At 66.5% G+C, this 26346-nt stretch carries 26 protein-coding genes; 13 read left to right on the forward strand and 13 right to left on the reverse strand.

Going from position 1 to position 26346, the window contains the following annotated elements:
• Position 1: 1 nt before the first annotated feature.
• From EUV02_RS01880 to EUV02_RS01895, 4 genes are all read right to left on the reverse strand, one after another.
• Positions 2-790 (reverse strand): enoyl-CoA hydratase/isomerase family protein, encoded by a 789-nt coding sequence (locus EUV02_RS01880; RefSeq protein WP_135244522.1) that lies wholly within the window; start codon positions 788-790, stop codon positions 2-4.
• Positions 791-853: 63 nt separating this feature from the next.
• On the reverse strand, positions 854-1528 hold the full coding sequence (locus EUV02_RS01885) for a DsbA family oxidoreductase (RefSeq protein WP_135244523.1): 675 nt from the start codon (positions 1526-1528) through the stop codon (positions 854-856).
• Positions 1529-1603: 75 nt separating this feature from the next.
• Positions 1604-3487 (reverse strand): DUF3604 domain-containing protein, encoded by a 1884-nt coding sequence (locus EUV02_RS01890; protein ID WP_135244524.1) that lies wholly within the window; start codon positions 3485-3487, stop codon positions 1604-1606.
• A gap of 79 nt (positions 3488-3566) precedes the next feature.
• A complete protein-coding gene (locus EUV02_RS01895) occupies positions 3567-5471 on the reverse strand; it encodes a DUF3604 domain-containing protein (RefSeq protein ID WP_135244525.1) in 1905 nt (634 codons plus the stop codon).
• 165 nt (positions 5472-5636) lie between these two features.
• On the opposite strand from EUV02_RS01895, the gene EUV02_RS01900 reads away from it, so the two are divergent.
• The 3 genes from EUV02_RS01900 to EUV02_RS15580 all read left to right on the forward strand — a co-directional run bounded on the left by EUV02_RS01900 (position 5637) and on the right by EUV02_RS15580 (position 7856).
• Positions 5637-6473 carry a peptidyl-prolyl cis-trans isomerase gene (locus EUV02_RS01900; RefSeq protein WP_166430455.1) on the forward strand — a complete coding sequence of 279 codons (837 nt, stop codon included), beginning with the start codon at positions 5637-5639 and terminating at the stop codon, positions 6471-6473.
• Positions 6473-7474 (forward strand): HupE/UreJ family protein, encoded by a 1002-nt coding sequence (locus tag EUV02_RS01905; protein ID WP_135245337.1) that lies wholly within the window; start codon positions 6473-6475, stop codon positions 7472-7474. Before EUV02_RS01900 ends, EUV02_RS01905 begins: the two co-directional genes overlap by 1 nt.
• Positions 7475-7709: 235 nt before the next feature.
• Positions 7710-7856 (forward strand): hypothetical protein, encoded by a 147-nt coding sequence (locus EUV02_RS15580; protein WP_166430456.1) that lies wholly within the window; start codon positions 7710-7712, stop codon positions 7854-7856.
• Positions 7857-7869: 13 nt separating this feature from the next.
• On the opposite strand, the gene EUV02_RS01910 is transcribed toward EUV02_RS15580, so the two are convergent.
• Together EUV02_RS01910 and EUV02_RS01915 are read right to left on the reverse strand one after the other, a co-directional pair.
• On the reverse strand, positions 7870-8784 hold the full coding sequence (locus tag EUV02_RS01910) for a 50S ribosomal protein L11 methyltransferase (RefSeq protein WP_166430457.1): 915 nt from the start codon (positions 8782-8784) through the stop codon (positions 7870-7872).
• Positions 8774-9478 carry an SDR family NAD(P)-dependent oxidoreductase gene (locus EUV02_RS01915; protein ID WP_135244528.1) on the reverse strand — a complete coding sequence of 235 codons (705 nt, stop codon included), beginning with the start codon at positions 9476-9478 and terminating at the stop codon, positions 8774-8776. The genes EUV02_RS01910 and EUV02_RS01915 overlap by 11 nt, the downstream gene beginning before the upstream one ends.
• 135 nt (positions 9479-9613) lie before the next feature.
• On the opposite strand from EUV02_RS01915, the gene EUV02_RS01920 reads away from it, so the two are divergent.
• The 7 genes from EUV02_RS01920 (at position 9614) to EUV02_RS01950 (ending at position 17302) form a co-directional block, all read left to right on the forward strand.
• Positions 9614-10927 (forward strand): acyl-CoA dehydrogenase family protein, encoded by a 1314-nt coding sequence (locus EUV02_RS01920; RefSeq protein WP_135244529.1) that lies wholly within the window; start codon positions 9614-9616, stop codon positions 10925-10927.
• Positions 10928-10954: 27 nt separating this feature from the next.
• Complete coding sequence (locus EUV02_RS01925; protein ID WP_135244530.1) at positions 10955-11764, forward strand: SDR family NAD(P)-dependent oxidoreductase; 810 nt, start codon at positions 10955-10957, stop codon at positions 11762-11764.
• Between the two features lie 17 nt (positions 11765-11781).
• A complete protein-coding gene (locus EUV02_RS01930) occupies positions 11782-12573 on the forward strand; it encodes an SDR family oxidoreductase (protein ID WP_135244531.1) in 792 nt (263 codons plus the stop codon).
• A gap of 31 nt (positions 12574-12604) precedes the next feature.
• Positions 12605-14011 carry an amidase gene (locus EUV02_RS01935; RefSeq protein ID WP_135244532.1) on the forward strand — a complete coding sequence of 469 codons (1407 nt, stop codon included), beginning with the start codon at positions 12605-12607 and terminating at the stop codon, positions 14009-14011.
• A gap of 135 nt (positions 14012-14146) precedes the next feature.
• A protein-coding gene (prfB, locus tag EUV02_RS01940) for a peptide chain release factor 2 (protein ID WP_135244533.1) occupies positions 14147-15275 on the forward strand; the annotation gives its coding sequence in 2 pieces (ribosomal slippage) (positions 14147-14215 and positions 14217-15275; 1128 coding nt in all).
• Positions 15276-15527: 252 nt separating this feature from the next.
• Positions 15528-16088, forward strand: a complete 561-nt coding sequence (locus EUV02_RS01945) for a LemA family protein (RefSeq protein WP_135244534.1) — start codon at positions 15528-15530, stop codon at positions 16086-16088.
• The gene (locus tag EUV02_RS01950; RefSeq protein ID WP_135244535.1) at positions 16085-17302 is read left to right on the forward strand and encodes a DUF3137 domain-containing protein; all 1218 of its coding nucleotides are present in this window, start codon (positions 16085-16087) and stop codon (positions 17300-17302) included. The genes EUV02_RS01945 and EUV02_RS01950 overlap by 4 nt, the downstream gene beginning before the upstream one ends.
• On the opposite strand, the gene EUV02_RS01955 is transcribed toward EUV02_RS01950, so the two are convergent.
• Complete coding sequence (locus EUV02_RS01955; RefSeq protein ID WP_135244536.1) at positions 17299-18315, reverse strand: CorA family divalent cation transporter; 1017 nt, start codon at positions 18313-18315, stop codon at positions 17299-17301. The two genes, EUV02_RS01950 and EUV02_RS01955, sit on opposite strands and share 4 nt — an antisense overlap.
• 107 nt (positions 18316-18422) lie before the next feature.
• On the opposite strand from EUV02_RS01955, the gene EUV02_RS01960 reads away from it, so the two are divergent.
• Positions 18423-19622, forward strand: coding sequence for an amidohydrolase family protein (locus EUV02_RS01960; RefSeq protein WP_135244537.1), 1200 nt, complete (start codon positions 18423-18425; stop codon positions 19620-19622).
• Here EUV02_RS01960 and EUV02_RS01965 read toward each other — a convergent pair.
• The 3 genes from EUV02_RS01965 to sseA are packed head-to-tail and all read right to left on the reverse strand — an operon-like array spanning position 19615 to position 23106.
• Positions 19615-21027 carry an amidase gene (locus EUV02_RS01965; protein ID WP_135244538.1) on the reverse strand — a complete coding sequence of 471 codons (1413 nt, stop codon included), beginning with the start codon at positions 21025-21027 and terminating at the stop codon, positions 19615-19617. The genes EUV02_RS01960 and EUV02_RS01965 overlap by 8 nt on opposite strands.
• Before the next feature lie 20 nt (positions 21028-21047).
• Entirely contained in the window at positions 21048-22259 is a 1212-nt protein-coding gene (gene metC, locus EUV02_RS01970) for a cystathionine beta-lyase (RefSeq protein WP_135244539.1), read from the reverse strand.
• 4 nt (positions 22260-22263) lie between these two features.
• Positions 22264-23106: a 3-mercaptopyruvate sulfurtransferase gene (gene sseA, locus EUV02_RS01975; RefSeq protein ID WP_135244540.1), complete on the reverse strand. Its 843-nt coding sequence runs from the start codon at positions 23104-23106 to the stop codon at positions 22264-22266.
• Between the two features lie 120 nt (positions 23107-23226).
• On the opposite strand from sseA, the gene queF reads away from it, so the two are divergent.
• Positions 23227-23691: a preQ(1) synthase gene (gene queF / locus EUV02_RS01980; protein ID WP_135244541.1), complete on the forward strand. Its 465-nt coding sequence runs from the start codon at positions 23227-23229 to the stop codon at positions 23689-23691.
• A complete protein-coding gene (locus tag EUV02_RS01985; RefSeq protein WP_207790088.1) occupies positions 23688-24104 on the forward strand; it encodes a bleomycin resistance protein in 417 nt (138 codons plus the stop codon). The genes queF and EUV02_RS01985 overlap by 4 nt, the downstream gene beginning before the upstream one ends.
• On the opposite strand, the gene queE is transcribed toward EUV02_RS01985, so the two are convergent.
• The 3 genes from queE to EUV02_RS02000 are packed head-to-tail and all read right to left on the reverse strand — an operon-like array spanning position 24096 to position 26346.
• On the reverse strand, positions 24096-24731 hold the full coding sequence (gene queE / locus EUV02_RS01990; RefSeq protein ID WP_135244542.1) for a 7-carboxy-7-deazaguanine synthase: 636 nt from the start codon (positions 24729-24731) through the stop codon (positions 24096-24098). The genes EUV02_RS01985 and queE overlap by 9 nt on opposite strands.
• Positions 24728-25399 carry a 7-cyano-7-deazaguanine synthase QueC gene (gene queC / locus EUV02_RS01995; RefSeq protein WP_135244543.1) on the reverse strand — a complete coding sequence of 224 codons (672 nt, stop codon included), beginning with the start codon at positions 25397-25399 and terminating at the stop codon, positions 24728-24730. The genes queE and queC overlap by 4 nt, the downstream gene beginning before the upstream one ends.
• Before the next feature lie 2 nt (positions 25400-25401).
• Positions 25402-26346 carry an Hsp33 family molecular chaperone HslO gene (locus tag EUV02_RS02000; protein ID WP_135244544.1) on the reverse strand — a complete coding sequence of 315 codons (945 nt, stop codon included), beginning with the start codon at positions 26344-26346 and terminating at the stop codon, positions 25402-25404.

The following is a 26346-nucleotide window of genomic DNA, read 5'->3' on the forward strand; positions in this document are numbered from 1 at the left end:
CTTATTTGCCGGTAAAGCGCGCCGGGCGGCGTTCGAGGAACGCTGCGACGCCCTCCTTGTGGTCGGCCGATTTGAAGCAGGCGCTCATCGCCGCGACGTGTTCGGCCATGTGCTCGGCGACATCGCGTTCGAGGCCTTTCCAGACCAGCTGCTTGATGCGGCGCAGCGACATCGGCGAGGCCGTCAGGTAGCGCTCGGCCTCGGTGCGGGTTGCCGCCGCCAGTTCTTCGGGGGCGACGATGCGGTGGGCATAGCCGAAGGTCAGTGCTTCCTCGGCCTCGAGGAAATCGGTCGAATAGAGCAGCCGCAGCGCGCGTGACGGCCCGATGATGCGCGGCAGCAGCCAACTGCCGGCACCGGTGTCGGGCACCAGTCCGCGCTGCGCGAAGTTCCAGGCAAAGCGCGTGCGCGGCGTGATGAAGCGCACGTCGCACTGGCTGGAGAACTCTGCGCCCATGCCGACCGCGTAGCCGTCGATGGCGCCGATGACCGGCACCGGGCATTGCACCAGCGGCCACCATTTGCCGACTTCGTGCTGGCCGCCGCGTACGCCGCGCGTTTCGCCCGGAATGGTCGCCAGATCGGCGAGGTCGGTGCCGGCGCAGAAACTGCCGCCGCTGCCCGTCACGATCAGCACGCGGACTCGGTCATCGTCCGCGATTGCGGCGACCTTGGCGGTGAATTCCATCAGCATCGCATAGGTCATCGCGCCGCGCTTTTCGGGGCGGTCGATGGTCAGTGTGGCGATGCCGTCGCTGTCGAGTTCATAGCGGATGTGGTGCGCGGTCATGTGTGAATCCCCAAGGCTGTTTGGGGCCACTTCGCATCGTTCAGCGCGCTGCTGTCAAGCGCCTCAGCACCAACTGGCCTGATCGGGGTCGGGGGCGCGCAGCAATTCCTCGATATTGGCTTCGAGAATGCGGTAGCCGATGTTGCCGAACAGCTTCTGGCGGCCATCGTTGAGGATGAACGTCGGGCTGCCCTGCACGCCGAGCGCGTCGGCATCCTTATAGTCGCTGGCCAGCGCAGCATGCGCCGCGCCCGACGCCAAGGCCGCGTCGATGGCGGCAAGGTCGACACCTGCATCAGCCAGTACTTCGCGTTGCACAGCGGCATCGGCGATGTCGCGCGCGTCGACAAAGAAGGCATGGCGCAGCGCCAGCGCCGCAGCGTCGGTCACCGTCGCACCCCAAGCGCCACCGGCAGCGCCGAGCTCAACCGCCTTGAGCATCAGATGCGGCGATAGCGATGACGCCGGCCGCACGCTGCGCCAGATTTGCGCGTTTACGGTCAGTTCGGGGAAGCCTGCGGCGGCGTGCAGCAGATGCGCGTTGAAGCCGTCGTAGCCGCCCTTGTCAGCCCATTGTGCCGGGATCTTGCGCGCCGTGTCGCCGAACACCGAGCAGTAGCGCGGCACGAAGCTCACGCGGTCACCGAAATTGGCGCGCACCTCGTCGATGCGCGGCTGCGCGAACCATGCCCAGACGCACAGCAGGTCGGAGAAGTAGGTGATGTCGATACGCTTCATGACGCGGCCCCGATGTGGTGGCGGATTGGAGTCATAGACCCCAATTGCGCCGCCGCGTCATCTCCGTAAAACCCCTCAGCCCGGCTGATACCAGATCGGCGAGCTCCACGCGCGCTCCTGGATGCTGACTGGCAGCTTGCCCGGGATCGGCACGCCGAGTTTTGCTGCAGCAATCGTGCTCCAGCGCGGCGTCGGAATTTCGAGCACGCGGGCATAGTAGAAGGCGCGCACCTTGGGATCGAAATCGGGGTCGGTCCAGGTGCTGGCGAGCGACGCGCTGCCGATGCTGTTGGTGTATTTGCCGGTCTTCAGATCGACAGTGTTGCCGACCGCAGGCAGCTTGCCGGCGGCGTCGGGCTTGCGGTCACCGCTCCACACGACGTCGTAGATTTTCTCATGCTGCGCGCCCTTGGCATCGACCCAGCCCTTGACGATCTGGACGCGGTCGAGGTTGCCGCTCTTGGGGTCCTTGAGCGCTGTGACCATGAACGTAGGGGCCTTGCCCGTGCCCTTGAGGTCGCCGCCCATCGGCACGCCGCGCTTGTAGCCGCGCTGGACAAAATCGCTGGCGGTGACATCGCCCGGCGCAAAGTCCCAGCCGCCGAAGAAGCGCACCTTGATCATCGTGCCCGAGGTGCCGAAGGTTTCCTTGCGCGCCATCGCGTCGTAGATCGCGCCGCGCGTGTTCTTTTCGGCCCAGACGCCGGCGAGACCGCCCGAGCTGAACTCGCGGATCTGCTGGATCTGGCCTTCGGGCATGCCGGGTGCGCCGCCCAGCGCAAAGCGCGGGTCGTTCTCGTGCGCGAACTTGCCGGTGTTGTTGAATTCCTCGTTGGTGCCGGCGGCGTTGTGCGTGTCGCTGTCGCCGATGAAGCCGTATTTGAACGGGTTGCCCTTGCCCGCCGCGTCCTGCGACAGGCCGTCGAGTAGTGCTTGCCGCGCGAAGCTGCCGCGGTGGTTGACCGGGCGCTGGAAGTCCGCCGACAGCGTGTAGTTCCACTGTTCGAAGCCGGCAAATTCGTCGTTCGGCGACAGGCCCGGCCAGGTTTCCGATGTGCCCTTGATCTGGCTGATTTCGTACAGCGGCTCGTTCTTGGCGCGCGTGGCATTGTACGCGGCATCGATCGGCTTGCCGTCGAACTTGGTCAGTTCGAACATGCGGCCGTCGCTGGCGTTGCCGTTGTGCGGAATCGCGAACAGCGTCGCGCCATTGTCGCGCTGCTTGGCCATCCACGCCCACAAAGTTTCGGGGTCATCCGATTCGAGCGACGACAACACCAGATCGGGCAGGTGTGCAGTATCGCGGAACACCACGACGCGGTGCAGGTTGCGCTTCTGCGGGTTCGACGTCCATTCGAAGCCGGCAAAGGTGGTGAACTTGCCGGGCTTGTAGTTGGCGTCGGCGGCCTTGATGATTTCTTCCCAGACCGAATGCGCCAGCTTGGGATCGGTGAACGCCGGATCGATCTTGCCGGCGCTCATGTCGCGCAAAATGCCCGCGAACGTCTGCAGCGCGACATTGGCGTCGGGCGAGGTCACGCCGGCGGCGAGCGGGTGCTTGCTCAGCGGGCTGTCAGGGTTCGACATCTGGTTGAACACGCCCATGAACTCGGCGTGTTCGGACACCATGTAGAAATCGAGCGGGGTGACGATCTGGATCTTGCCGCCAACGCCGCTGTTGGTGATTTCCTTGCCCTGCGCCCAGGCATAGGCGTCTTCGGGCTTGGTCTTGCTGCCGTTGGTCAGCGCGTCGAACGAATAGCCGGTGTGGACATGGACGTTGCCGAAATAGGCGTTGCGCTCGGGGTTCGACGGAATTGCCGCCTCGGCTTCGTTCTCACCGGCGATGGCGGTCGCGGCGACCTCGGTCTTGCCGGGCGTTTCGGCCTTTTTCGAACAGCCCGCGAGCGTCAAGACGCTGGCGCCGAGCAGCAGTGCCGTCATTGTCGATTTGATCATGGCCTTCGTCCTTCGATACGCTGGAAAGCTTGAACAATTTAGCAGACTGGTCCCCGATGGAAAGTCGCGGAATGCGCGGTCAGGCTGGCGTATACCAGATCGGTGACGAGACGGCGCGTTCCTGCAGCTTCATCGTCACCTCGGGCGCCATCTTCACCTTGAAGCGCTTGGCGTCATAGGCGGTCCAGCGCGGCGTCGGGATTTCGATGGCGCGGGCATAGTAGAATGCGCGCTGGCGCGGGTCGAAGCCGGGGTCGCGGAAGCTGCCGACGAGTTCGCTGGCGCCGATCGAGTTGCGGTAGCTGGCGTTGGCGACATCGACGGTATCGCCGACCGGCGGCAGCTTGCCGGCGACGGGCTTGCGCTTGGCCGGGCTGCTCCAGACGACATCGAAAATCGCCTCGCGCGGCTTGCCATCGGCATCGAGCCAGCCCTTGATGACTTGCACGCGGTCGAGGTTGGCGCCGCGCGGGTCCTTCATTGCCGCGACGAGGAAGGTCGGCACCGCGCCTTGCGCCGGCTTGAGGTCGCCGCCCATCGGCACGCCCTTGGCATAGCCTGCAGCGACCAGCTTGTCGGCACGCGCGTCGGCGGCGTCGAAGCCGTAGCCGCCGAAGAAGCGCAAGGTGATGCGCGGCCCCGACGAGGCATAGGTTTCCTTGCGCATCATCGCGTCCCAGATGGCGTCGCGGGTGTTCGCGTTCGCCCAGACTCCGGTGACGCCCTGCGCCGCTTGCGTCCAGGTGCGGCGGACATAGCCGCTGTCTTCCTTGCGGTGGACGGCGTTCCAGGTGTCGGCGGCGGGCGCCCCCTTGGCCCAGTAATTGCTCTCGACCGGCGTGCTCAGGCCGGTGTGCGCGTCGGTACCGGCGGCGGCGCCGAACTTGAACGGATTGACCCCGACGCGCGCGCCGATGACCATCCCGCGCTCCAAACCGGTGCGGGCATATTCGCCCGCGACCATGCCCGGTTGCTTGGTCTTGCCGTTGAGGTTGGCGGTGTCCCAGATTTCGAAGTTGGCGAACTCGTCGGTCGGTGACAGCGCCGGGTGCGCTTCGCTGGCGCCCTTGAACTGGTAATATTCGTACAGCGGTTCCCAGCGCGCGCGCATTTCGGCCCATTCGCGGGTGATGGGCTCGCCGTCGTACTGCTGGTCTTCGAACATGCGGCCGTTCGACAGATTGGCGTTGTGCGGGATCGCCAGAACGCGGCCGCCGGTCTTTTTCTCATAGCCCGCCATCCAGCGCCACAGCACGGCGGGGTCATCGGTTTCGAAGGTGGTCAGCGGGCGGACTTGCCCGGCCTTGTCGGCGGCGTCGCGGAAAATCAGGTTGCGGTGGAGGTTGTCGCCGTTGCCGCCGTTCGACGTCCATTCATAGCCGATCAGCGCGGTGAAGCGGCCGGGCTCGTTGTATTTGTCCATGATGGCGATCGATTTCGCCCAGGCCTGTTTCATCCATTTGGGGTCCATCATGATCTTGGGCAGCGTGCCGGTGGCCTGCGCGTTGATCGCCTCGAGCTGCGCCGCACGCGCCTGCGCGCCACCGGCGGCGGTCATCGCGGCCCAGCGCTTGGCGGTCGGGTCGGCGAGCATTTCGGGGTTGCCGGCGCGCAGTTCGCTGGCGGTGCCATAGCCGTCGCTGTGATCGGTGACCGCCAGCCAGTCGAGCGGCACGTCGAGCTTGGCGTCCTCGCCGGTGCTCGACTTGACGGTTTCGCCGCGTGCGAAGCGCACCGCGTCTTCGGGTGTCAGCGTCGTGCCGCCGAGCGAGGCGTCGCCCGACCAGCCGGTGTGGAGATGCTCGTCACCCCACAGCACGCGCGTCGGATATTTGCGGTCGGCATCGGGCAGATAGCTACCGCGCGCCAGCCCCGGCGCGGCGTTGGTCGCTGCCACCGGTGCGGTGACCGGCGGCAGCAACAGTGCCGTCACCCCGGCAACGCTGACACCCGCCAGCAATAGCATTCCAAACGAAACCCGCATGTTCAAACTCCCCCGGCGTGACGCTTGCTGCGTCGTTGCTGCAACGGTGAAGCCTGGCGCGGCATGGGTCAAGGTGGCGCCCGCATCGACGCTTTATCTATCGGCGGGGCTCGCCTAGAACAGGCGCCGGCTCGGGGCTCAAACCGCCACCGCCGGGAGATTTTCTTGAGTATCCGAACGATTCTGCGCGAGCCGCTGTTGCACTTCCTGCTGATCGGACTCGGGCTGTTCGTGTTGTACGGGCAGGTGTCGCCCGGCGATGCCAACACCAAGCGCATTGTCGTCGGCCAGGCGCGCGTCGATGACATGGCGGCGCAGTACAAGGCGCTGTGGGGGCGGCCGCCGTCCGCCACTGAACTCAACGGACTGGTCGATGGCTTCGTGCGCGACGAGATCGTCTACCGCGAAGGGCTGTCGCTCGGGCTCGACAAGGATGACGCGGTCATCAAGCGCCGCGTGCGCCAAAAATATGATTTGATGGCGGAGGAGGAGACGGCGCGCACCACGCCGACCGATGCCGATCTGCAGGCGTGGCTCAAGGCGCATCCGCAGTCGTTCGTGCGCCCGGCGGTGGTCAGTTTCGACCAGATCCATTTCGACCCCGCCATCGCGACGCCGGCAAGCGTCGCCGCTGCGCAAGCCGAACTGGCACGCGGCGTTGATCCGGCAAAGCTCGGCCAGCCGTCGATGCTGCCCGGCCACGTCAACGCCACCGCGCTCGACCTGGTGGCGCGCGACTTCGGCGAGGATTTTGCGCAGCAAGTGGCCGCAGCGCCGATTGGCCGCTGGGTCGGGCCGTTCCAGTCGGGGATGGGGGTGCATCTGCTGCGCGTCAGCGCGCGTGCCGCGCCGCAACTGCCGCCACTCGCCGACATCCGCACCGAGGTGGCGCGCGAGTGGGAGAACGACCAGCGCATCCGCGCCCGTGCCGATGTGCTGGCGCGGCTGCGCAAGGATTATGACGTCATCATCGAGGCCAAGCTGCCCGGAGCGACCAAGTGATGCGGCGGCTTCTGACGTTGTTGCTGTGGTTGCTCGCCATGCTGGCGGCGCCGGTTGCCGCCGACGAGTTTCGCCCGGCGTATCTGCAGATTACCCAGGCCGGGCCGACCAGCTATGACGTGCTGTGGAAGGTGCCGGCGCTTGACGAGAACACCACGCTCAAGGTCAAGCCGGTGTTCCCCGCGGGCACGACCGCGGCCACCCCCAAGCACACCAGCTATGCCAATGGCATGGCGGTGCAGCGCTGGCGCGTCGAAGTGGCGGGCGGGCTCGACGGCAAGACCATCGGCTTTCCCGACCTGCCGAATTCACGCACCGATATCATCGTCCGGCTGGCGCGCGCCGACGGCACGGTGCAGCTCGACCGCATCCTCGCGGTCGATCCCAACTTCACCGTCAAGGCCAGCCCCGGCGCGTTCGAGGTCGTGCAGACCTACACCGTGCTCGGCATCGAACACATTCTGACCGGTTTCGATCACCTGTGCTTCGTGCTGGCGCTGGTGATGATCGTGCGCGGCACGCGGCGGCTGTTGTGGACGGTCACCGCGTTCACGCTGGCACATTCAATCACGCTGGCACTCGCCACGCTGGGCGTCATCCATGTCCCCGGCCCGCCGGTCGAGGCAACCATCGCGCTATCGATCGTCTTCGTCGCCAGCGAAATCGTCCAGCAACTGCGCGGCCGCGAAGGACTGGCGGCGAAGAAGCCGTGGCTGGTGGCATTCAGCTTCGGGCTGCTGCACGGGCTGGGATTTGCCGGTGCGCTCGCCGAAATCGGCCTGCCGGCGAATTCGATTCCGCTGGCGCTGCTGTTCTTCAACGTCGGCGTCGAAATCGGGCAATTGCTGTTTATCGCTGTCGTGCTGGCGACGACGCGCTTGCTGTGGCGGCTGGTCGGCGACCGTTTCGATCTGCACCGCGCGGCGATTGTCCCGGCTTATCTGATCGGCGGGATCGCCAGCTATTGGGTGATCGAACGCATCGTCAAATTTTGGCTCTGAAGAGTAAGGGCCTCCGGCGGGCAGGGCCTAGGCCCTGAACCCGATTGAAGAGCGCCAAACAAATGGGTGCAGGCCTCAGGCCTGCCCGCCGGAGGCCCTTAAATCCGTTCATTTATCATTCAACCTTTATGCATCCACTGCATAGCTGCCCGTACTTATGCTGCGGTGCACAATAGTCCCTTCAGTTCCTATCTCGCGTTTGTCCGGCAGATCCGGACTTAGAATGGAGATGGAAATGAAACTCGCGACGATGGGCTTGATGCCCAAAATTGCCCCAGCAAAGGCCAATCCGGCTGCGAAGCGTAACGTTACGCCGCGCCGTCCGGTTTCGACCACGCCGGGCAATGCCGAATTCCGGCTGTTTCACGCCTGGCGCGCCTGAGCGCCAATGTTGACTAGCCCTTGACCAGCACCAGGGTCGGCCATTCGCCGACCTTGGGCTGGATAAGCGGCACCAGTCCCCGCCCGCGATAGGCGGCGACGACGCGCTGGCGCTGCCCGTTGAGCAGCCCTGCCAGCACCAATACACCGCCCGGCGCCAGCGCCGCGCTGATATCGCCCGCCATGCCGACCAGCGGCGCGGCCAGAATATTTGCCAGAATCAGATCGTAGCGTGCGCGTTGACGCAGCCGCGGCGCATCCATGCCCTTGGCGGTGACGAATTCGAGCCGCCCCGCGGTGCGCCCCAACCGTTCGCGGTTGAGCCGCGTATTGGCCTTGGCGACATCCACCGACACCGGATCGATATCGCTGCCGATGATGCGGGCGCGGCGAAAGCGCTTTGCCGCGCCGAGCGCCAGCACGGCGGTGCCGGTGCCGAGATCGAGGATATTGTCGAAGCGCCGCGCGCGCTTCGCCAGCCGGTCAATGACTTTGAGGCAACCGTGCGTTGTCGCGTGCTGGCCGGTGCCGAACGCGAGGCCGGCGTCGATGCGGATGCCGATCTGCCCCGGCCGGCGGCGGTGCGCGTGATCGCCGGTGTGGACGTGGAAGCGCCCGGCGACGACCGGCTCGATGCCGGCCTGCGACAGCGTCAGCCAATCCTGCGGCGGCAGATATTCGACCGACGCGCTGCCCGGCGCGGCGCTGGCGACGGCGTTTTCAAGCCGCGCCACCTGTTCAGTTGTCGGCTCGCTGGCGAAATAGGCGTGCAGCAGCCAGTCGTCGGGCTTGTCGGGGTCGGGCTCGTCGGTCAGCAGCGTCGGCTGCACGGCCATGTCGGCGAACAGGTCCTCGGCATAGGCGAGCAGTTCGGCCTCGATGCGGTTGCAGGCTAGCGTGACGCGCCAAGCTTCGGCATCAGCGGACATAGCTGGCGCCATTTATGTCGAGCGTCGCACCAGTCAGCGACGGCGGTGCGTCGAGCGCCAGCCAGCGGATAGTTTCGCCGACTTCCTCCGCACTGGCGACGCGGCCCAGCGGGATGTCGGCGAGCAGCTTTTCGCCGCCGCGGCTCGACAGATATTCCTCCGCCATGCCGGTCATCGTGAAGCCCGGCGCGACCGCAAACGCCAGGATGTTTTCGTGGGCATAGGCGCGGGCGATCGTCTTGGTCATGCCGATCAGGCCGGCCTTGGCGGCGGCATAGTGCCAATGCTGCGGGCTGTCGCCGCGGTGGCCGGCGCGGCTGGCGACGTTGACGATGCGGCCACCGCCGTTTTCACGGAAATGCTTGACCGCCAGCCGGCACAGGTTCGCCGGCGCGCGCAGGTTGATGGCGTTCGACCGCGCCCAGGTCGACGCCCACTCACTGTCGGTCGCATCAAGGTCGACGCTTTCGAACACGCCGGCGTTGTTGACCAGCACGTCGATGCGGCCACCCAGCGCATCGAGCGCGCGGCCCCAGAGCTGTTCGGCAGCGCCCGGAATCGCGAGGTCGGCGCCGATGGCGCCGTCGCGCGGCCGCATGCCGTGACCGACCACGCTTGCACCGCTCGCGGTGAGTGCTGCGAGCGCAGCTGCGCCGATGCCGCGCGTGCTGCCGGTAATCAGGATGTTGGTCATTGGGATATTTCCTGCAGGTGTCGCGCTGCGATGCCATGATCGCCGCCGCGTCACAAGCATAAGGGATGATTAGCCATTGACGTGGTTGCCGTTAACGTAAACTATCATCGGCAAAACACCTTGGGAGAGACGCCGATGACTGCCACCAACTATGATCTCGAACCCGCACTGGTCGCCTATCTGGCCGAGCTTGACGACTTCATCGAGAAGGAAATCAAGCCGCTGCAGGCCAAGGACGACAACGAGCGCTTCTTCGATCACCGCCGCGAATGGGCGCGTACCGATTTCGAAAATGGCGGCCTGCCGCGCCATGAATGGGAAGACCTGCTGCGTCAGGCGACACGGCTTGCCGACAAGGCCGGCCACTGGCGTTTTTCGGCGCCGAAGAAGTACGGCGGCAAGGACGGCAGCAATTTGTGGATGGCGGTGATTCGCGACCATTTCGCCGCCAAGGGCCTCGGCCTGCACAATGACCTGCAGAACGAAATGTCGATTGTCGGCAACTTCCCGTTTGTCGCGATGTTCGAAACCTTCGGCACGCCGGCGCAGCAGGAGGAGTTCATCCTCGGCGGCTTCAACGGCACCCGCCGCACCGCGTTCGGCCTGACCGAGCCCGACCATGGCTCCGACGCGACGTTCATGGAAACCCGCGCAGTGCCCGAAACGCGGAACGGCGTCGAAGGCTGGCTGATCAACGGCGAGAAGATGTGGACGACGGGCATGCACGTCGCGACGCATTGCGCGACGTTCTGCCGGACCAGCGGTGCCGACGGCGCTGCCAAGGGCATCACCTGCCTGCTGGTGCCGACCGAAACGCCGGGATTGAAGATCGAGGAATATCTGTGGACGTTCAACATGCCCACCGATCACCCGCGCGTCAGCTTCACCGACGTCTGGGTGCCGGCGACGGCCATGCTCGGCCAGCTCGATAACGGCCTCGCGCTGGCGCAGAGCTTCGTCCACCAGAACCGTATTCGCCAAGCCGCGAGCTCGCTCGGTGCGGCAACCTATTGCGTCGAGGAAAGCGTTAGATACGCGCGTGAACGCAAGCCGTTCGGCGAAGAGCTGGCGCGCAACCAGGCGATCCAGTTCCCGCTGGTCGAGCTGGCGACGCAGTGCGAAATGCTGCGCCTGCTGATCCGCAAGACGGCATGGGAAATGGACCGCATGCCGCACGAAGCAATCGAGAAGGAACTCTCCGACAAGATCAGCATGTGCAACTATTGGGCGAACCGCCTCGTCGGCCAGGCCGCCGACCGCGCGATGCAGGTCCATGGTGGCATTGGCTATTCGCGCCACAAGCAGTTCGAGCACATCTATCGCCACCACCGCCGTTACCGCATCACCGAGGGTTCCGAAGAAATCCAGATGCGCAAGGTCGGCGCCTATCTGTTCGGCTATCTCGGGCCGCGCCGCGCGATGTTCCCGAAGAGCACCAAGAAGGGCTGACGGCCGCACAACACAGGAGCCAGTGCCATGACCATGCTCGGTAAAGTCGCAATCGTCACCGGAGGCGGCACCGGGCTTGGCGCGGCGGTGGCGCTCGGCCTGGCCGCGCGCGGCGCCAATGTGTTGGTCAATTACTCGCGCAGCAGCGCCGACGCCGAAGCCACCGCGGCTGCTTGCCGGGCGCTCGGCGTCGATGCGGCGGCGGCACGCGGCGATGTCGGCGACGATGCGGATTGCCGCGCGCTGGTGGCAGATGCCGTCGCGCGCTGGGGCCGCCTCGATATCCTGATCAACAACGCCGGCATCACCAAGATGGTCGGGCATGATGATCTGGACGGGCTCAGCGCCGAGGACTTCCTGTCGATCTACCGCATCAACGTCGTCGGCGCCTTCCAGATGATACGCGCGGCCGCGCCGGCGATGGCGGCCAGCGGATCGCAGGGTGTCGTGGTCAACGTCGCGTCGATCGCCGGTATCATGGCGATCGGATCGTCGGTCGCTTATGCGGCCTCGAAGGCCGCGCTGATCAACATGACAAAGTCGCTGGCGCGCGCGCTGGGGCCTGGGTTGCGGATCAACGCGGTTTGTCCGGGCTTCATCGGGACGCGCTGGTTTGCCGACCCGATGGGCGAAGCCGGGCTGGCCAAGATGATCGCCCAGCAGGAGCAATCGACACCGCTGGCGCATGCCGGAACCGCCGAGGATATTGCCCATACGGTGCTGTTTCTCGCCGGCAGCGAGTCGGGCAATATTACCGGCGAAAGCATCATCACCGATGCCGGCGCGCATCTGGGGCCAAGGACCGGCCCGCCCAGAAAGCCGGCGCCAGACCAGTAACAAAAGGAGCCCAGACGATGAATGATGCTTTCAAGGACGGCGTCCTGGCCGGCAAGACCGTGTTCGTCGCCGGTGGCTCGAGCGGCATCAACCTCGGAATCGCCGAACACTTCGCGCGCCACGGTGCGAAGATCGGCCTGATCAGCCGTAGCGCGGACAAGATCGAGGTGGCCGCTGCGGGCATTCGCGCCGCCGGTGGGACCGCGATGGGCATTGCCGCCGATGTCCGTGACTATGCCGCGGTCGAGGCAGCGCTTGCAGCGACGCAGGCGGCGTACGGCGACATCGACATCGTCATTTCGGGTGCGGCGGGCAATTTCGTCGCGCCGGCGCTCGGCATGTCGGCGAACGGCTTCAAGACCGTCATCGATATCGACCTGATCGGCACGTTCAACGTGCTGCGCGCTTGCTATGCGTTCCTGCGCCGGCCGGGCGCCTCGCTGATTTCGATCACCGCCGGGCAGGCGGTCAACCCGACGATGATGCAGTCGCATGTCTGCGCGGCAAAGGCCGGCATCAATATGCTGACCAAGTGCCTGGCAATGGAGTGGGGTCCCGAAGGCGTCCGCGTCAACGCCGTCACGCCGGGGCCGATTGCCGATACCGAAGGCATGCGGCGGCTGGGTTCGACCCCCGAAATCGAAAAGCGCATCAAGGCCAGCGTGCCGCTGCGCGACTATGGCACAAAGCGCGACATTGCCGATGTGGCGCTGTTCCTGTGCACCGACAACGCCAAGTATATCACCGGCGCGATCATCGATTGCGACGGCGGCTCGGGGCTCGGCGATTCGTCGGCACGGCTGGGTTAAGGTTCACAACGACGCTTCTGGGGAGGGGCATATGGGCAACGAACTCTGGCGCAATTCCGCAACCGAACTTGCTGCGATGATCGCGCGCCGCGATACCTCGTCGCGCGCGGTGGTCGAGGCGCATCTGGCGCGCATCGCGGCGGTGAATCCTGCCGTCAACGCGGTGGTGAGTACCGACGCCGCCGGCGCGCTTGCCGCCGCTGACGCCGCCGACAAGGCGGTCGCCGCGGGCGCCGCGCTCGGGCCGTTCCACGGCGTGCCGTTCAGCGTCAAGGCCAACATCGACCAGGTCGGCGTGCCGACCACGCACGGCGTCCCGGCGTTTGCGAACGCCATGCCGAGCCTCGATGACCCGACGGTCGAGCGCATGAAGGCGGCGGGTGGCATCCCGTTTGCGCGCACCAACCTGCCCGACATGGGGCTGCGCATCCACACCGACAGCGCGCTGTACGGGCTGACGCGCAACCCCTGGGACGCCGGCCGCACCGTCGGCGGTTCGAGCGGCGGCGAGGGTGCGGCACTCGCCACCGGCATGACGCCGATCGGGCTGGGCAACGACATCGGCGGCTCGCTTCGCAACCCGGCGTTCGCTTGCGGCATCGCCAGTCTGAAGCCGAGCTTCGGGCGCATCCCCTATGCCCAGTCGATCGAGCTGCGCAGCCCGATGCTCGTGTTCCAGATGATGGCGGTCTATGGCCCGATGGCACGCAGCGTCGGCGATTTACGCACCGCTTTGTCGGTGCTGGCCGGGCCGCATCCGCGCGATCCGTTCTCGTTCCCGGCGCCGCTGGTGGGGCCCAAACCTGCCGGCCGCATCAAGGTCGCGGTCGTTGCCGATCCGCCCGGCGGCACCACTGCGCCCGAAATCAGCGCCGGTGTGCGCGCGGCTGCCGCCGCACTCAAGGACGCTGGCTATGATGTCGTCGAGGTCAATCCGCCGATGGTCGAGGACGCCATCGACGTCTGGGCGAAATGGCTGGTGTGGGAATATGGCACGATGACCGACGTGCTGCGCCAGATCATGTCGCCCGACGCGGTCGGCTTTTTCGAAGCCTTTGCCGCGACGCAGCCGCTGCCGAGCTATGCCGACGGCGTCATGCTGCAGGCGCGGCGCCACGAAATCGCCCGTGCCTGGTCCGAATTCTTCGCCGACTATCCGCTGATCCTCGGGCCGACGTGGTGCACGCCGCAGTTCGTCCATGGCTATGATGTGGCCGGCCCCGAAAGTACCGCGAACATCCTCAACGTCATGCGCTTTGTCGTGCCGATGAACTTGCTCGGGCTGCCGGTGGTGTGCGTGCCGACGGGTACCGCCAACGGCCTGCCGCTCGGCGTGCAGATCACCGGCGACCGCTTCCGCGAGGACCTGTGCGTCGACGCCGGCGCGGCGATCGAGGCGCGGCTGGGTCGGCTGACGCCGATTGATCCGAAGAAGTAAGAGCCTCCGGCGGGCAGGGGCTAGCCCCTGCACCCGATTATTGGGTGCAGGGCCCGAGGCCTTGCCCGCCGGAGGCCCTTCACTTCACGGTCACTTCCCCCTATGTAGCCCGCTCACTTTACGGGAAATCACACAATGCGTGCCGAGGGCCAGGCCCATGTCGATAAAATCCAGCAGGCGCTCGACCTGCTGAGGAGGTTTCTTTGACTGGGATCGCGCCCTCCGCCGTCTCGACGAACTGAACAATCGCGTCGAAGACCCGACGCTGTGGAATGACCCCAAGGCCGCGCAGGCGGTGATGCAGGAACGCCGCCGCCTCGACGAGGCGATCGGCGCGACGCGGCGCATCGAGCGCGAGCTGTCGGACAATGTCGAACTGATCGAAATGGCCGAGGAAGAGGGCGATACGGCCATGGCCGACGAAGGCGTCGCCGCACTCGCCGACCTGGCGAAGCGCGCCGATACCGACAAGGTCGCAGCACTGCTGTCGGGCGAAGCCGATTCCAATGACTGTTACCTCGAAGTCAATTCGGGCGCCGGTGGCACCGAGTCGCAGGACTGGGCCGAAATGCTGCAGCGCATGTACACGCGCTGGGCCGAACGCCATGGCTACAAGGTCGAACTGATCGACTATCACGCCGGCGAGCAGGCGGGCATCAAGAACGCCACGCTGCTGATCAAGGGGCTCAACGCCTATGGCTGGGCGAAGACCGAAAGCGGCGTGCACCGGCTGGTCCGCATCAGCCCGTACGACAGCGCGGCACGGCGGCACACCAGCTTTTCGAGCATCTGGGTCTATCCGGTCATCGATGACGAAATCGACATCGACATCAAGGAATCGGACCTGAAGATCGACACCTACCGCGCGTCGGGCGCCGGCGGGCAGCACGTCAACACCACCGATTCCGCCGTCCGCATCACGCATATGCCGACCGGCGTCATTGTCGCGTGCCAGAACGAACGTTCGCAGCACAAGAACCGCGCCACCGCGATGAAGATGCTCAAGGCGCGGCTGTACGAACGCGAGCTGGCGATCCGCGAGGCCGCATCGGCCGACGTCGAAGCGGGCAAGACCGACATCGGCTGGGGCCACCAGATCCGCAGCTACGTCCTGCAGCCGTACCAGCAGGTCAAGGACCTGCGCACCGGCACCAAGACCAGCGCGACGGGCGATGTCCTCGACGGCGACCTCGACGCGTTCATGGCGGCGGCACTCGCGCAGCGCGTGACCGGTGAGACGGTTGATGTGGAGGATGACGACTAAGCGCGGCTGGCGCGTAAGACGAAATTTGCCCTTCGCGAATTTCGCCTTACGCGCGGACTCGCGCGCAGTCCGGCCGGCGGGGCAGCGGCGCTCTCGCCGCTGAACCCGTCCGACACGCGGGCTTTGCCCGCGCCTGCTTCCGCTCCCGATCTGCGCCCGTTGGCGCGCGCATATCACCCACCCCTGATATCTGTTACAGTCTTGCACCGAGGCCGGTGCATCCACCGTCGCTTCGCTGTCGGGGAGGCAGATATGGGCGCGCTGTTTTGGGTGCTGCTGGCGGTCATTCTGGCCGGGCTGTATTTCTGGTACGCGGCGATTGTCACGCGGCGCAACCGCGTTGCCGAGGCGCTGGCGGGCATCGATGTCCAGCTCAACCAACGCCATGACCTGATCCCCAACCTGCTCGCCGTGGCGCGGCGCTTCATGGAGCATGAACGCGGGTTGATCGAAGAAGTGACCGCGCTGCGTACAGCCGCTGTCGCACTGCCGCCCGGCACCAGCGCGCGCTTTGCCGCTGAAAACCAGCTCGAGGCCGGCGTCGGCAAACTGCTCGCGGTGGCGGAGAACTACCCGGCGCTCAAATCCGACGGCCCGATGATCGAGGCGCAGCGCGGCATGACCGAAGTCGAAACCAACATTTCCGCTGCACGCCGTTTCTACAACAGCGCCGTCGGCGACCTGCGCAACGCGACGCAAATCTTCCCGGGCCAGTTGCTCGCGGGACTGGCCGGCGCATCGGCGCCGCTGCCGTTCTTCGAAGCGCCGGCGGACGCCCGCGCCCCCGTCGACGCCGCAGCGCTGCTGCGGTGACCGACCCCCGCCCAGCCCCTGATCGCAGCGGGCTGGCGCGGCTGGCGATTTTTGGCGGGCTAGGCGCGGGTGCGCTGGTGTTCTTCATGGTGCTGACCGCGTCGGTCCGCCAGACGCCGGGTGCTTCGGGGGTCATGTCGGGGATAGCCGTCGGGCTGTTTGCCGGGCTGTTGGTGGCGATGGCGGGCGCCTGGGCGGCGATGCGGCTTATGGCAAAACCCGAGCCCGCGCCCGACACGGCGGTCGGCGGCGAACTTGCCGAAAGCCTCGCGCCGGTGCTGCGCGAAATTGAGACGACGCGGGTTGACCTGCTGCGGCAGGCGAAGGCGCGCGGGCGGTGGCGGATACCGTTATGCACACTGGGCGGCATCGCGCTGTGGGCCACCGGCTTTTGGAGCGACGATCCGATCGACTATTTCGACCTGCTGACAATGGCCGCCACGGGTGCGCTGGTTGGCTGGGGCTGGGCGGAGTTCGCGCTCAGCGACCGCTATGACCGGCTTTACCGCGACAAGATGCTGCCGCTGATCGCCGCACGCTTCGGCGACATCACCTACACGCGCGCGGTGGACGCCGACCTTTCGGCGCTCACTGCCGAGCATGTCTTTGGCGACTATGACTCCGCTGGCGCACAGAACCGGCTGGCAGGCACGCATGGCGGGCTGCCGATCGACATTTGCGAATTGGCGCTGACCAAAGGCAGCGGTGATAACCGGCAGACGGTGTTTTCGGGGCTGCTCGCCAGCGTCGAGCTGCCGCGTAGCTTGCGCGGCACGACCGCTGTGATCGCCGAAGGCGACGTGTTCGCACCGGCGCGCGACTGGATGAGTGGCCGCGGCCGGCTGCGCGTGCGCATCGAGGATCCCGAATTCGAAAAGGCCTATCAAGTTTACGGCACCGACCAGATCGCAGCGCGCGCGCTGCTGACGCCGGCATTCATCGAACGATTCCGCGCCATGGCGACGCACAGCTGGGCGGGGCGGCCGTTGGCGCTGGTGCAGGACAACCGCCTGACCTTGGCCATTCCGCGCATCGGCAACAGCCTGTTCGCACCGCCGAGTTTCCGCGCTCCCGCCGCCAGTCGCGAGGCGCTGGCGCGGTTGTATCGCGACATCACCGAAGTGCTCGCTACGGTCGATACGGTCATCGACCTCGACCAGGCAGCGCGCGGCATTGCGGCCGGTCATGCGGCCAAAGGCGATGCCCGCGACTAGCGCTTGAAGAAGCCGCGCGACTGCAACCAGATGAACACCGCAATCGCCGCGCCTGCCATCAGCGCGAAAGCCAGCGCCGTGCCATGTTCTTCGGCCGCGAACGGCAGCCCGCCGGTGTTCATCCCGAAAAATCCGGTGACCAGCGTCGGCGGCAGCAGCAGTGCGGTGAGCAGCGACAGAATGTACAGGTTGGCGTTGGTGCGATTGGCGGTCTGCATGTCGACTTCCTCGCGCAGCAGCCGCAGGTTGCCCTGAATCTGCAGGACATCGGTGTCGAGCGCCGCGACGCGCTGCGTCAGCTTGGTGAACGTCGGGTGCAGCGCTTCGGGCACATCCTCGTCGGTCTCGAGCCGGTGCAGCACGGCGCGCAGGCCGGTGAGCTGGCGGTGCAGCAGCACGGCGCGGCGCCGGACCTCGACCAGCGCCCGCGGGTCGGGGGCATGGCCGTAGTCGATCAGCGCGTCCTCGGCCGCCTGGACGATGGTGGTCAGCTGGTTCGACACGCGTGTCGCGACTTCGGTGACCGAACCAATGAGCAATTCGGTGGCGGCAGCTGCGTCGGCCGGGCGCGCGCCAAGATCGATGCGGCGGCGCATTTCGTCGGCGGCGCTCATCGGATGGTGGCGCGCCGACACCATCAGCCCCGGCGTCACCGCGAACACCAGCAAGCCAGTGCGCGTCGGCTCGGGGACATCGAAGTCGCGTTCGAAGTCGAGCAAAGCGCATGCCACCGTATCGCCGTCGACCAGCGCACGTTGGTGGCGTTCGGTGGCGACCAGCAGGTCACGGACAAGCGGCGACAGCATGCTGTGACCACCCAGCCAGCGCTGCGTCCATTGGTCGGCGAGGTTGAGATGCAGCCAGCGAAACACGCCTGCTGGTGGGGTGCGCAGCGCTGTCGCTGCACTGAGCGGCGCGGCTTTGGTGCGCGTGAAATCAAAGCCCCAGATCAAGCCCAGACGCGCGCTGTCATCGGCGCCGGGCAGGTCTCCAGAGGCAAAGGGCAGGTTCATGGGGTAGCCTTATAGCGCGTCCGGCGTGGCATGGCAGTCGAATCGGACGTCATTGACTTGGGCGCGCCGGCGTCCATGATGCCCCAAAATACTTGGGAGGAACTGCCATGCCTTATGCCCCCGCCGACCGGCTGTATTATGACGCCGACAGCCATATCATGGAGCTGCCCGATTTCCTGAAGCGCTACGCCGATCCGGCGCTGCGCGATGCCATTCCGGAGGTCAGCTATTCGGCGTCGATCGTCACCGACGAGGAGGTCGCGGTGATCATGGCGCAGGGTGGGCGTCACAGCCCCGAACATGTTGCGGCACAGGTCGCGATGGGCGATGCGCTGATCGAAAAGTCGAAGGAAATCCAGGGTCTTGGCGCGTTCAACCGCGATGACCGCACCGTCGCGATGGACCTGCTGGGGTTTGCCAAGCAGCTGGTGTTTGCGACCCACAGCGTCGCCATGCCGTTCTCGCCGAGCAGCAAACTTGACCCGGCGCTGCGCTACGGTGCAGCACGCGCGCACAACCGCCACATGGCCGATTTCTGCAGTGTCGATGAGCGGCTGATGGGCGTCGCGGTGGTGCCGCTCGATGATCCGGCGCTGGCGATGGCGGAACTCGACAACGCGCTGCGGCTTGGGCTGCAGGCGGTGTGGGTGCCGCACCGGCCGTGCGGCGACCGCTCGCCAGGCCATGTCGATCTCGACCCGTTCTGGGCGCGGCTGGCCGAAAGCGGTACGCCGTTCGTGCTGCATGTCGGCGGCGCGCCGCTGCAGGCCGCGAAGGCATGGATGAACAATGGCCGGCCGCCGACGAAGGACTGGCTCGGCGGCGGCGAGAATCTGCGCACCAAGGATATTGCGCTGGCGCATGCCGCGCCCGAGGCATTCGTGTCGATGTTGGTGCTCGACGGGGTGTTCGAACGGCATCCGGGGCTGCGCGGCGCCGCCGTCGAACTCGGCGCCGGCTGGGTGCCCGAACTGCTGCGCCGGCTCGACTGGGTGGTCAAGCACTGGAGCCGCAACGACGCCAATCTGCAGGGGCTGAGCCGCACGCCGTCCGAGCAGCTGACGCAGCAAATGGCGTTCACGCCGTTCGTGTTCGAGGAGGTCGGCGTCTTCATCGACGCGTCGAACCCCGACCTTTACCTGTTCAGCAGCGACTATCCTCACATCGAAGGCGGGCGGAACCCGATTGCGCGGTTTGAAGCCGCGCTCGGCGACCGCAGCGCGGCGGTGCGCGACAAGTTCTACACCGAGAACTTCCTGCGCATCTTCCCCGGTGCAAGGGTCGAGGCGCGGCGCGCCGCTAGCTGAGCTGCGGCCGCGTCTCGGCCCAGGGCGCCGCTTGCTCAAGTTGCGCCGCAAGGCTGTAGAGCAACGCCTCGTCGCCGTAGCGCCCGGCGAACATCATGCCTATGGGGAGGCCGGTGCTGCTTGCGGCCAGCGGCACCGACATCGCCGGCTGGCCGGTCTGGTTGTAGAGCGAGGTGAACGGGCTGAACGTCGTGATTTCGGCGGTCCAGCGCGCGTTGTCGGCGGGCGCGAGGTCGATCAGCCCGAGCTTGATCGGCGGCTTGCCCATCACCGGCGACAACACCACGTCATATTTGGCCATGAACTGCGCCATGATGATCGCGGTCTTCTGGAACATGTCGTTCGCGGCGATGATTTCGGTGCCGCTGGTCTTGCGGCCGATGTGCGCGAACATCGCGGTGACGGGTTCGATCTCGCCCTCGCGGATCGCGCGGCCCAGTTGTGCGGCGCGGCTGTCGACATCATGCGCGGTGCAGACGCCGAGCACCGCAACGAACGCCGCGGCAATCGCGGCGCCGTCGAGCGGCGGCTGGGCTTCCTCGACATGGTGGCCGAGGCCTTCGAGCAGCTTGGCGGTGGCGCGCGTCGCGGCGATGACTTCGGGATCGACGGGCACGCCGGTCGGCGGCGACAGCATTATCGCGATGCGCAACTTGCCGGGCGCGCGCTGGGTGGCCGCGAGGAAGCTGCCTTCGGGGGCAGGGGCGCTGTAGCGCGCGCCGGGCTCGACCCCGTGCGTCGCATCGAGCAGCGCGGCGCTATCGCGTACCGAGCGTGTCACGGCGTGGGCGATCGACATGCCGAGCCAGCCTTCGGTCTTGTGCGGGCCGTTCGGCATGCGACCGCGCGACGGCTTCATGCCGAACACGCCGCAGCACGACGCGGGTGCGCGGATCGAGCCGCCGCCGTCCGAAGCCGACGCCATCGGCACGATGCCCGCCGCCACCGCGACCGCCGAGCCGCCCGAGGAGCCGCCGCTGGTGCGCGACGGGTCCCAGGGGTTGCGCGTCAGGCCGTAGGCGGCGCTCTCGGTGGTCACCGTCAGCCCGAGTTCGGGCGAGGTGGTCTTGCCGAAGGTCACGAGGCCCGCGGCTTCGTAGCGGTCGAACAGCGTGCTGTTGACGGTTGGCACATAGCCGTCCCACAAATGGCTGCCTTCGCCAGAGCGCGCGCCAACGATATCGACGTGGAGGTCCTTCACCAGAAACGGCACGCCGGCGAACGGCCCGCTGCCGACGGGTGCGCTACGGGCGCGGTCGTAGAGCTTCTGCGCCATGAAATTGAGCTGCGGGTTGACCGCCTCGGCGCGCGCGATGGCGCTTTCGAGCAGCTCGGCCGGCTTGACCTGCTTCGAGGCGACCAGCGCTGCCTGCGCCAAGCCGTCGAGATGGCTGAAATCGTCCATAAGTCCCTCCCCAGGGTTGTCTAGAATTGTGCCTGATAGCGCTCCAATCCGGCGGCCAGATCGGCGATCAGATCGTCAGGGTCTTCGAGCCCTATCGATAGACGCAACAGTGGCCCGGGCGCTTCGAACTGCGTCGCGGTGCGGATCGGCGCGACGTTCGACGGCAGGATCAGGCTTTCGAAGCCGCCCCAGCTGAAGCCGATGCCGAAATGGTCGAGGTCGTCGATCAGCGCCGCGGTCTGGCTGCGCTTGCCTTGCTTGAGCACGAAGCCGAACAGCCCCGAGGCGCCGGTGAAGTCGCGCGCCCACAGGTCATGGCCGGGGCAGCCGGGCAGCGCCGGATGCAGCACGCGCTCGACCGCCGGATGCGCGGCGAGCCAGTGCGCGATCTTCAGCGCCGACTTGCCCTGCTGCGCCAGCCGAACGCCGAGCGTACGCAGGCCGCGCAAGGTCAGGTAAGCGTCATCGGGCCCGACGCAGTAGCCGAGCCGGTAGCTTGCGCTGCGCAGCTTCGGATAGTGCGCGGCGGTGGTGGTGACCGCGCCCATCATCACGTCGCTATGGCCGGCAACATACTTCGTCAGCGCCTGTACGCTCATGTCGATGCCGTGGCCGATGGCCGGAAACAGCAGCGGCGTCGCCCAGGTGTTGTCGAGCACGGTGACGATGTCGCGCGCGCGGGCGACCGCGACGATGGCGGGCACGTCCTGTACGTCGAAGCTCAGCGAGCCGGGGCTTTCGAGCAGGATGGCGCGGGTGTTGGGCCGGACCAGCGCAGCGATGCCGGCGCCGATCAGCGGGTCATAGTAGGTGGTTTCGATGCCGAGGTCGCGCAGCGTGCGGTCGGCGAAGCTGCGCGTCGGTTCATAGGCGCTGTCGGTCACCAGCAGATGGTCGCCGGCCTTGAGTAGGCTGAGCAATGCGGCGGCAATCGCCGCGACGCCGCTCGGGTAGAGGCAGGTGCCCGCGGCACCGGGTTCGAGCTCGGTCAGCGCGGTCTCGAGCGCCCAGCTCGTCGGCGTGCCGCGGCGGCCGTAGTAAAGTCCGGCGTCGGGCGCCGCGATGCCGGCGTCGAGCGCCGCGAGGTTATCGAACAGGATCGTCGAGGCATGCCAGACCGGCGGGTTGACGATACCCGCGCGGGCACCCGGTGGCCGCGTCCAGTCGGCACGGCGGCCGGCCTCGGCGAGGCGGGTCGCCGGTGCCTTGTCCTTGCCGTTGTCGACGGCCAAGCCCTTAGGCCGCGCCGGTGACCACGGGTGCGGTCGCCGAGCTGCCCCATTCCGACCAGGAGCCGTCGTAGATCGCGACCTTCTTCTCGCCGAGCACGGCGGCGCCGAACGCCAGCACGGCGGCGGTGATGCCCGAGCCGCAGGTGGCGACAGTCTGCTTCTTCAGGTCGACACCGGCGGCATCGAACTCGGCGCGCAGCGCGTCGCCCTGCTTCCAGGTGCCATCGGCATTGAACAGATTGGCGTAGAACAGGTTGCGCGATCCCGGGATGTGGCCGGCGCGCATGCCTTCGCGTGGCTCGGGTTCGGTGCCGGCGAAGCGGGCAGGCGAGCGCGCGTCGATGACCTGTTCGGCCTTGGTCTTCAGATTTTCGGTCATCTGCGCCATGTTGCGGACGAGCGCCGGCTCTTCGAAGATCGTGAAATGGCGGTGGCGGATGACCGGCTTGCCCGATTCGAGGCTGCGACCTTCGGCCTGCCACTTGGCGAGACCGCCATCGAGGATCGCCACGTCATGCGCGCCGAACACATCGAGCATCCACCACATGCGCGCGGCACTCTTGAACGGCGAATTGTCGTATACGACGATGCGGCTGCCATCGCCCAAGCCCAGCGCTTGCATGCGGCTGGCGAACTTTTCAGGGCGCGGCAACATGTTCGGCAGCGGGTTCGACGTGTCCGAAAGCTCTTCGATATCGACGAATACGGCACCCGGAATGTGCGCGGCTTCGAATTCGGCCTTGGCGTTGCGGCCCGAATCGGCGGGGAGCATCGTCGCATCGATGATGCGCAAGTCGCTCTTGCCAAGTTCGGCGGCCAGCCATTCGGTCGTTACCAACGGGGTCATGTGGGCGATTCCTTGAATCGATATTGGAGTTTTATTCTGTGCCCTGACATAGCGAGGCAAAGCGCCGCTGTCATGTTCGCAGTTTGACGAAAACGCCGCAGGTTACTACGGCCAAGCACCATGAACGACGAAAACCCCAGCGGTCTGCAGCATTTGGGCCAGAACAGCCGCTTGCCGGCCTCGCCCGAGGCGGCACGGCTCGACTACCCGGCCAATCCGCGCGCCGGCACCGATTATCTGGTGCGCTTCGTCGCGCCCGAATTCACCTCGCTGTGCCCGGTCACCGGCCAGCCCGACTTTGCGCACATCGTCATCGATTATGTGCCGGCGGCGACCATCGTCGAATCAAAGTCGCTCAAGCTGTTTCTCGGCGCGTTCCGCAACCATGCGGCGTTCCACGAAGATTGCACCGTCGGCATCGGCCAGCGCCTGTTCGCCGAAATGGCGCCCAAGTGGCTGCGCATCGGCGGCTATTGGTATCCACGCGGCGGCATCCCGATCGATGTCTTCTGGCAGAGCGGCCCGCCGCCCGCGAACGTGTGGATTCCTGACCAGGGCGTGCCGGGCTACCGCGGCCGCGGATGATGCGGAATAGCCAGCGCTGGGCCACGCTCGTCCCTGAGCTGACGGTTAGCAACCTTGAAACAAGTCTGGCGTTTTATTGCAATTTGATCGGGTGCTCGGTGCGCTTCACGCGCCTGAATTTCGCGTACCTTGAACTTGGCGCTGCCGAACTAATGCTTGACGCGACCAGCGAGGACTGGGCCACCGCCGAGCGACGCTATCCGTCCGGGCGTGGCATCAACCTGCAAATCGAAGTTGCCGACGTTACTGCAATTCGAGACCGGCTGGTTGCGGCACAGGTTGCGCTGTTCCGTCCGCTGGAAGATTGCGCTTACGTGCAGGCGACGGCCATTCATCGTCAGCGCCAATTTCTGGTACAGGATCCCGACGGCTACTTGCTGCGGTTTTGCCAACCACTGCCAAGTTTAGCGTAGTCCCGTCAGCTTGTGCGTTTGCAGCCCGAGCCGCCAGCGCGGGTGGGCGAGGCAATAGGCAATGGCCGCCTGCGTGTTGGCTGCTGCATCGGGGCCGTCCATCGGTTGCAGGAAGAAGTGGTCGAACGGCAGATCGGTGAAGGCTTCGGGTTGCGCTTCGGGTTCGGCCTGCGGATAGACCAGTTTGAGTTCTTGACCGCTGCGCTGGACCAGCGGGGCATTGGCCTTGGGGCTGACGCAGATCCAGTCGAGGCCCGGCGGCGCGGCGATGGTGCCGTTGGTTTCTACCGCAATGCGGAACCCATGCGCGTGCAGCGCGTCGATCAGCGGTGCGTCGAGCTGGAGCAGCGGCTCGCCGCCGGTGCAGACAATCAGACTGTGTTCGCGCGCAGCGCCCCAGGAGGCGGCGGCGGCATCGGCGAGCGCTTGCGCAGTCTTGAACTTGCCGCCGTCGGGGCCTGTTCCGACGAAATCGGTGTCACAGAAGCGGCAGACGGCGGTGGCGCGATCGGCTTCGCGGCCGCTCCACAGGTTGCAGCCGGCAAAGCGCAGGAACACCGCGCGCCGCCCGGCCTGCGCGCCTTCGCCCTGCAGCGTCAGGAACAGTTCCTTGACCGCGTAGGTCACAGCGCGGGGTCCGTCACCCCTGCGTCGGCGAAGCCCTTGGCGCGCAGCCGGCACGAATCGCATTGGCCGCACGGGCGGCCTTCGGGGGTCGGGTCGTAGCAGCTCCAGGTGTGCGACAGGTCGACACCCAGTCGCACGGCTTCGCGGACGATATCGGCCTTGGTCATTGCTGCCAGCGGGGCGTGGACGGTGAAGTGGCCGGTGCCTTCGACGCCGGCCTTGGTCGCGGTGTTGGCGAGATTTTCGAACGCCGCGATGAATTCGGGGCGGCAGTCGGGATAGCCGGAGTAGTCGAGCGCATTGACGCCGATGAACAGGTCGAACGCGCCCGCAGCCTCGGCCCAGCCGAGCGCCACCGACAGGAAAATCGTGTTGCGCGCCGGCACATAGGTGACGGGGATGCCGGGTTCGACGCCGAGCTTGGGTACATCGATATCGGCGGTCAGCGCCGAGCCACCGAAACCGCGCAGGTCGAGCGGCAGCACGATGTGACGCTCGGCGCCGAGTGCGGCGGCAACACTGGCGGCGGCCTGCAATTCAATGCGGTGGCGCTGGTTATAGTCGATGGTCAACGCCAGGATGCGGTAGCCGCGTTCGCGCGCGATGGCGGCCACGGTGGTGGAGTCGAGTCCGCCCGACAGCAGGACGACGGCGAGCGGGGCGGTCATGGTCAGGCGACCACCGCAAAGGTCTTGGCGCAAAACGCACAATCGACGCCGATGTGGCCGTCGGGCCTGCGCATCTGCACACGCTCGGCTTCGGGGAAGCGGCGCAGGACGTCGGTGATGTGCGCGATCGAGCAGCGGCAGCCGCGCACCGGTGTCGGGGCGGGGGTGACGCGGGTTTCGTCCTCGTTGAACAGCCGCCACAGCAGCGACTCTTCGGGCAGTGTGACGTCGGTCAGTTCGGCGTCGGTCGTGGTGCCGGCGAGGATTGCGACATGCTGCCAGTCTGGGTGCTGCGGCGCTACATCGAGGCGTTCGGCGCCCGATTCGGCACGTGCCAGATGCTGGACGAGCAGCCCGCCGGCGATCCAGCCGCGGCCTGTGGCGGCATCGGGGGCGCTGATGCCGAGGCGGATCAGCGTCGGCAATTGTTCGGACTGGGCGAAATAGTTGATGGCAGCGTCGGTCAGCGACGCGCCTTCGAGCGCGACGATGCCCTGGTAGCGTTCGGCGGCAGCGGTCGGGTCGAGCGTGATTGCCAGATGGCCCTCGCCGAACAGCGCCGGCAGGTCGAGCGTCGCGCCCGAGGCTTCGAGCCCCGCGAAACGTTCGGCATCGAAGCGCAGGTAACCGCGCAGCGCGCCGGCGTGATAGTCGCAGACCAGCAGGTCGACGGCGCCGCCGGTGCTTTGCGCCTGCAGCGTCATCTGCCCGGCGTCGCCGGTGGCGCCCGACTTCGCGTCGGGACGCAGTGTCGCGCCGAGCAACGTCGTCAGCAGCAGCGCTTCGGCAAGCAGCGTCGCGAGTACGGGCGGATAGTCATGCGCCGACAGTATGGCGTTGAGGCTGGTGTCGAGCCGCACGATCTGGCCGCGCGCGTTGCGACTGGTGACGCTGAAGCCCAGCGCGCGGTCGGCGCTGGGGGCGAGCGTGTCGGTCGGGTGCTTCAC

Origin of the sequence: Glacieibacterium arshaanense (genome assembly GCF_004681125.1) — a bacterium.
Classification (GTDB): Bacteria; Pseudomonadota; Alphaproteobacteria; order Sphingomonadales; family Sphingomonadaceae; genus Polymorphobacter_A; species Polymorphobacter_A arshaanense.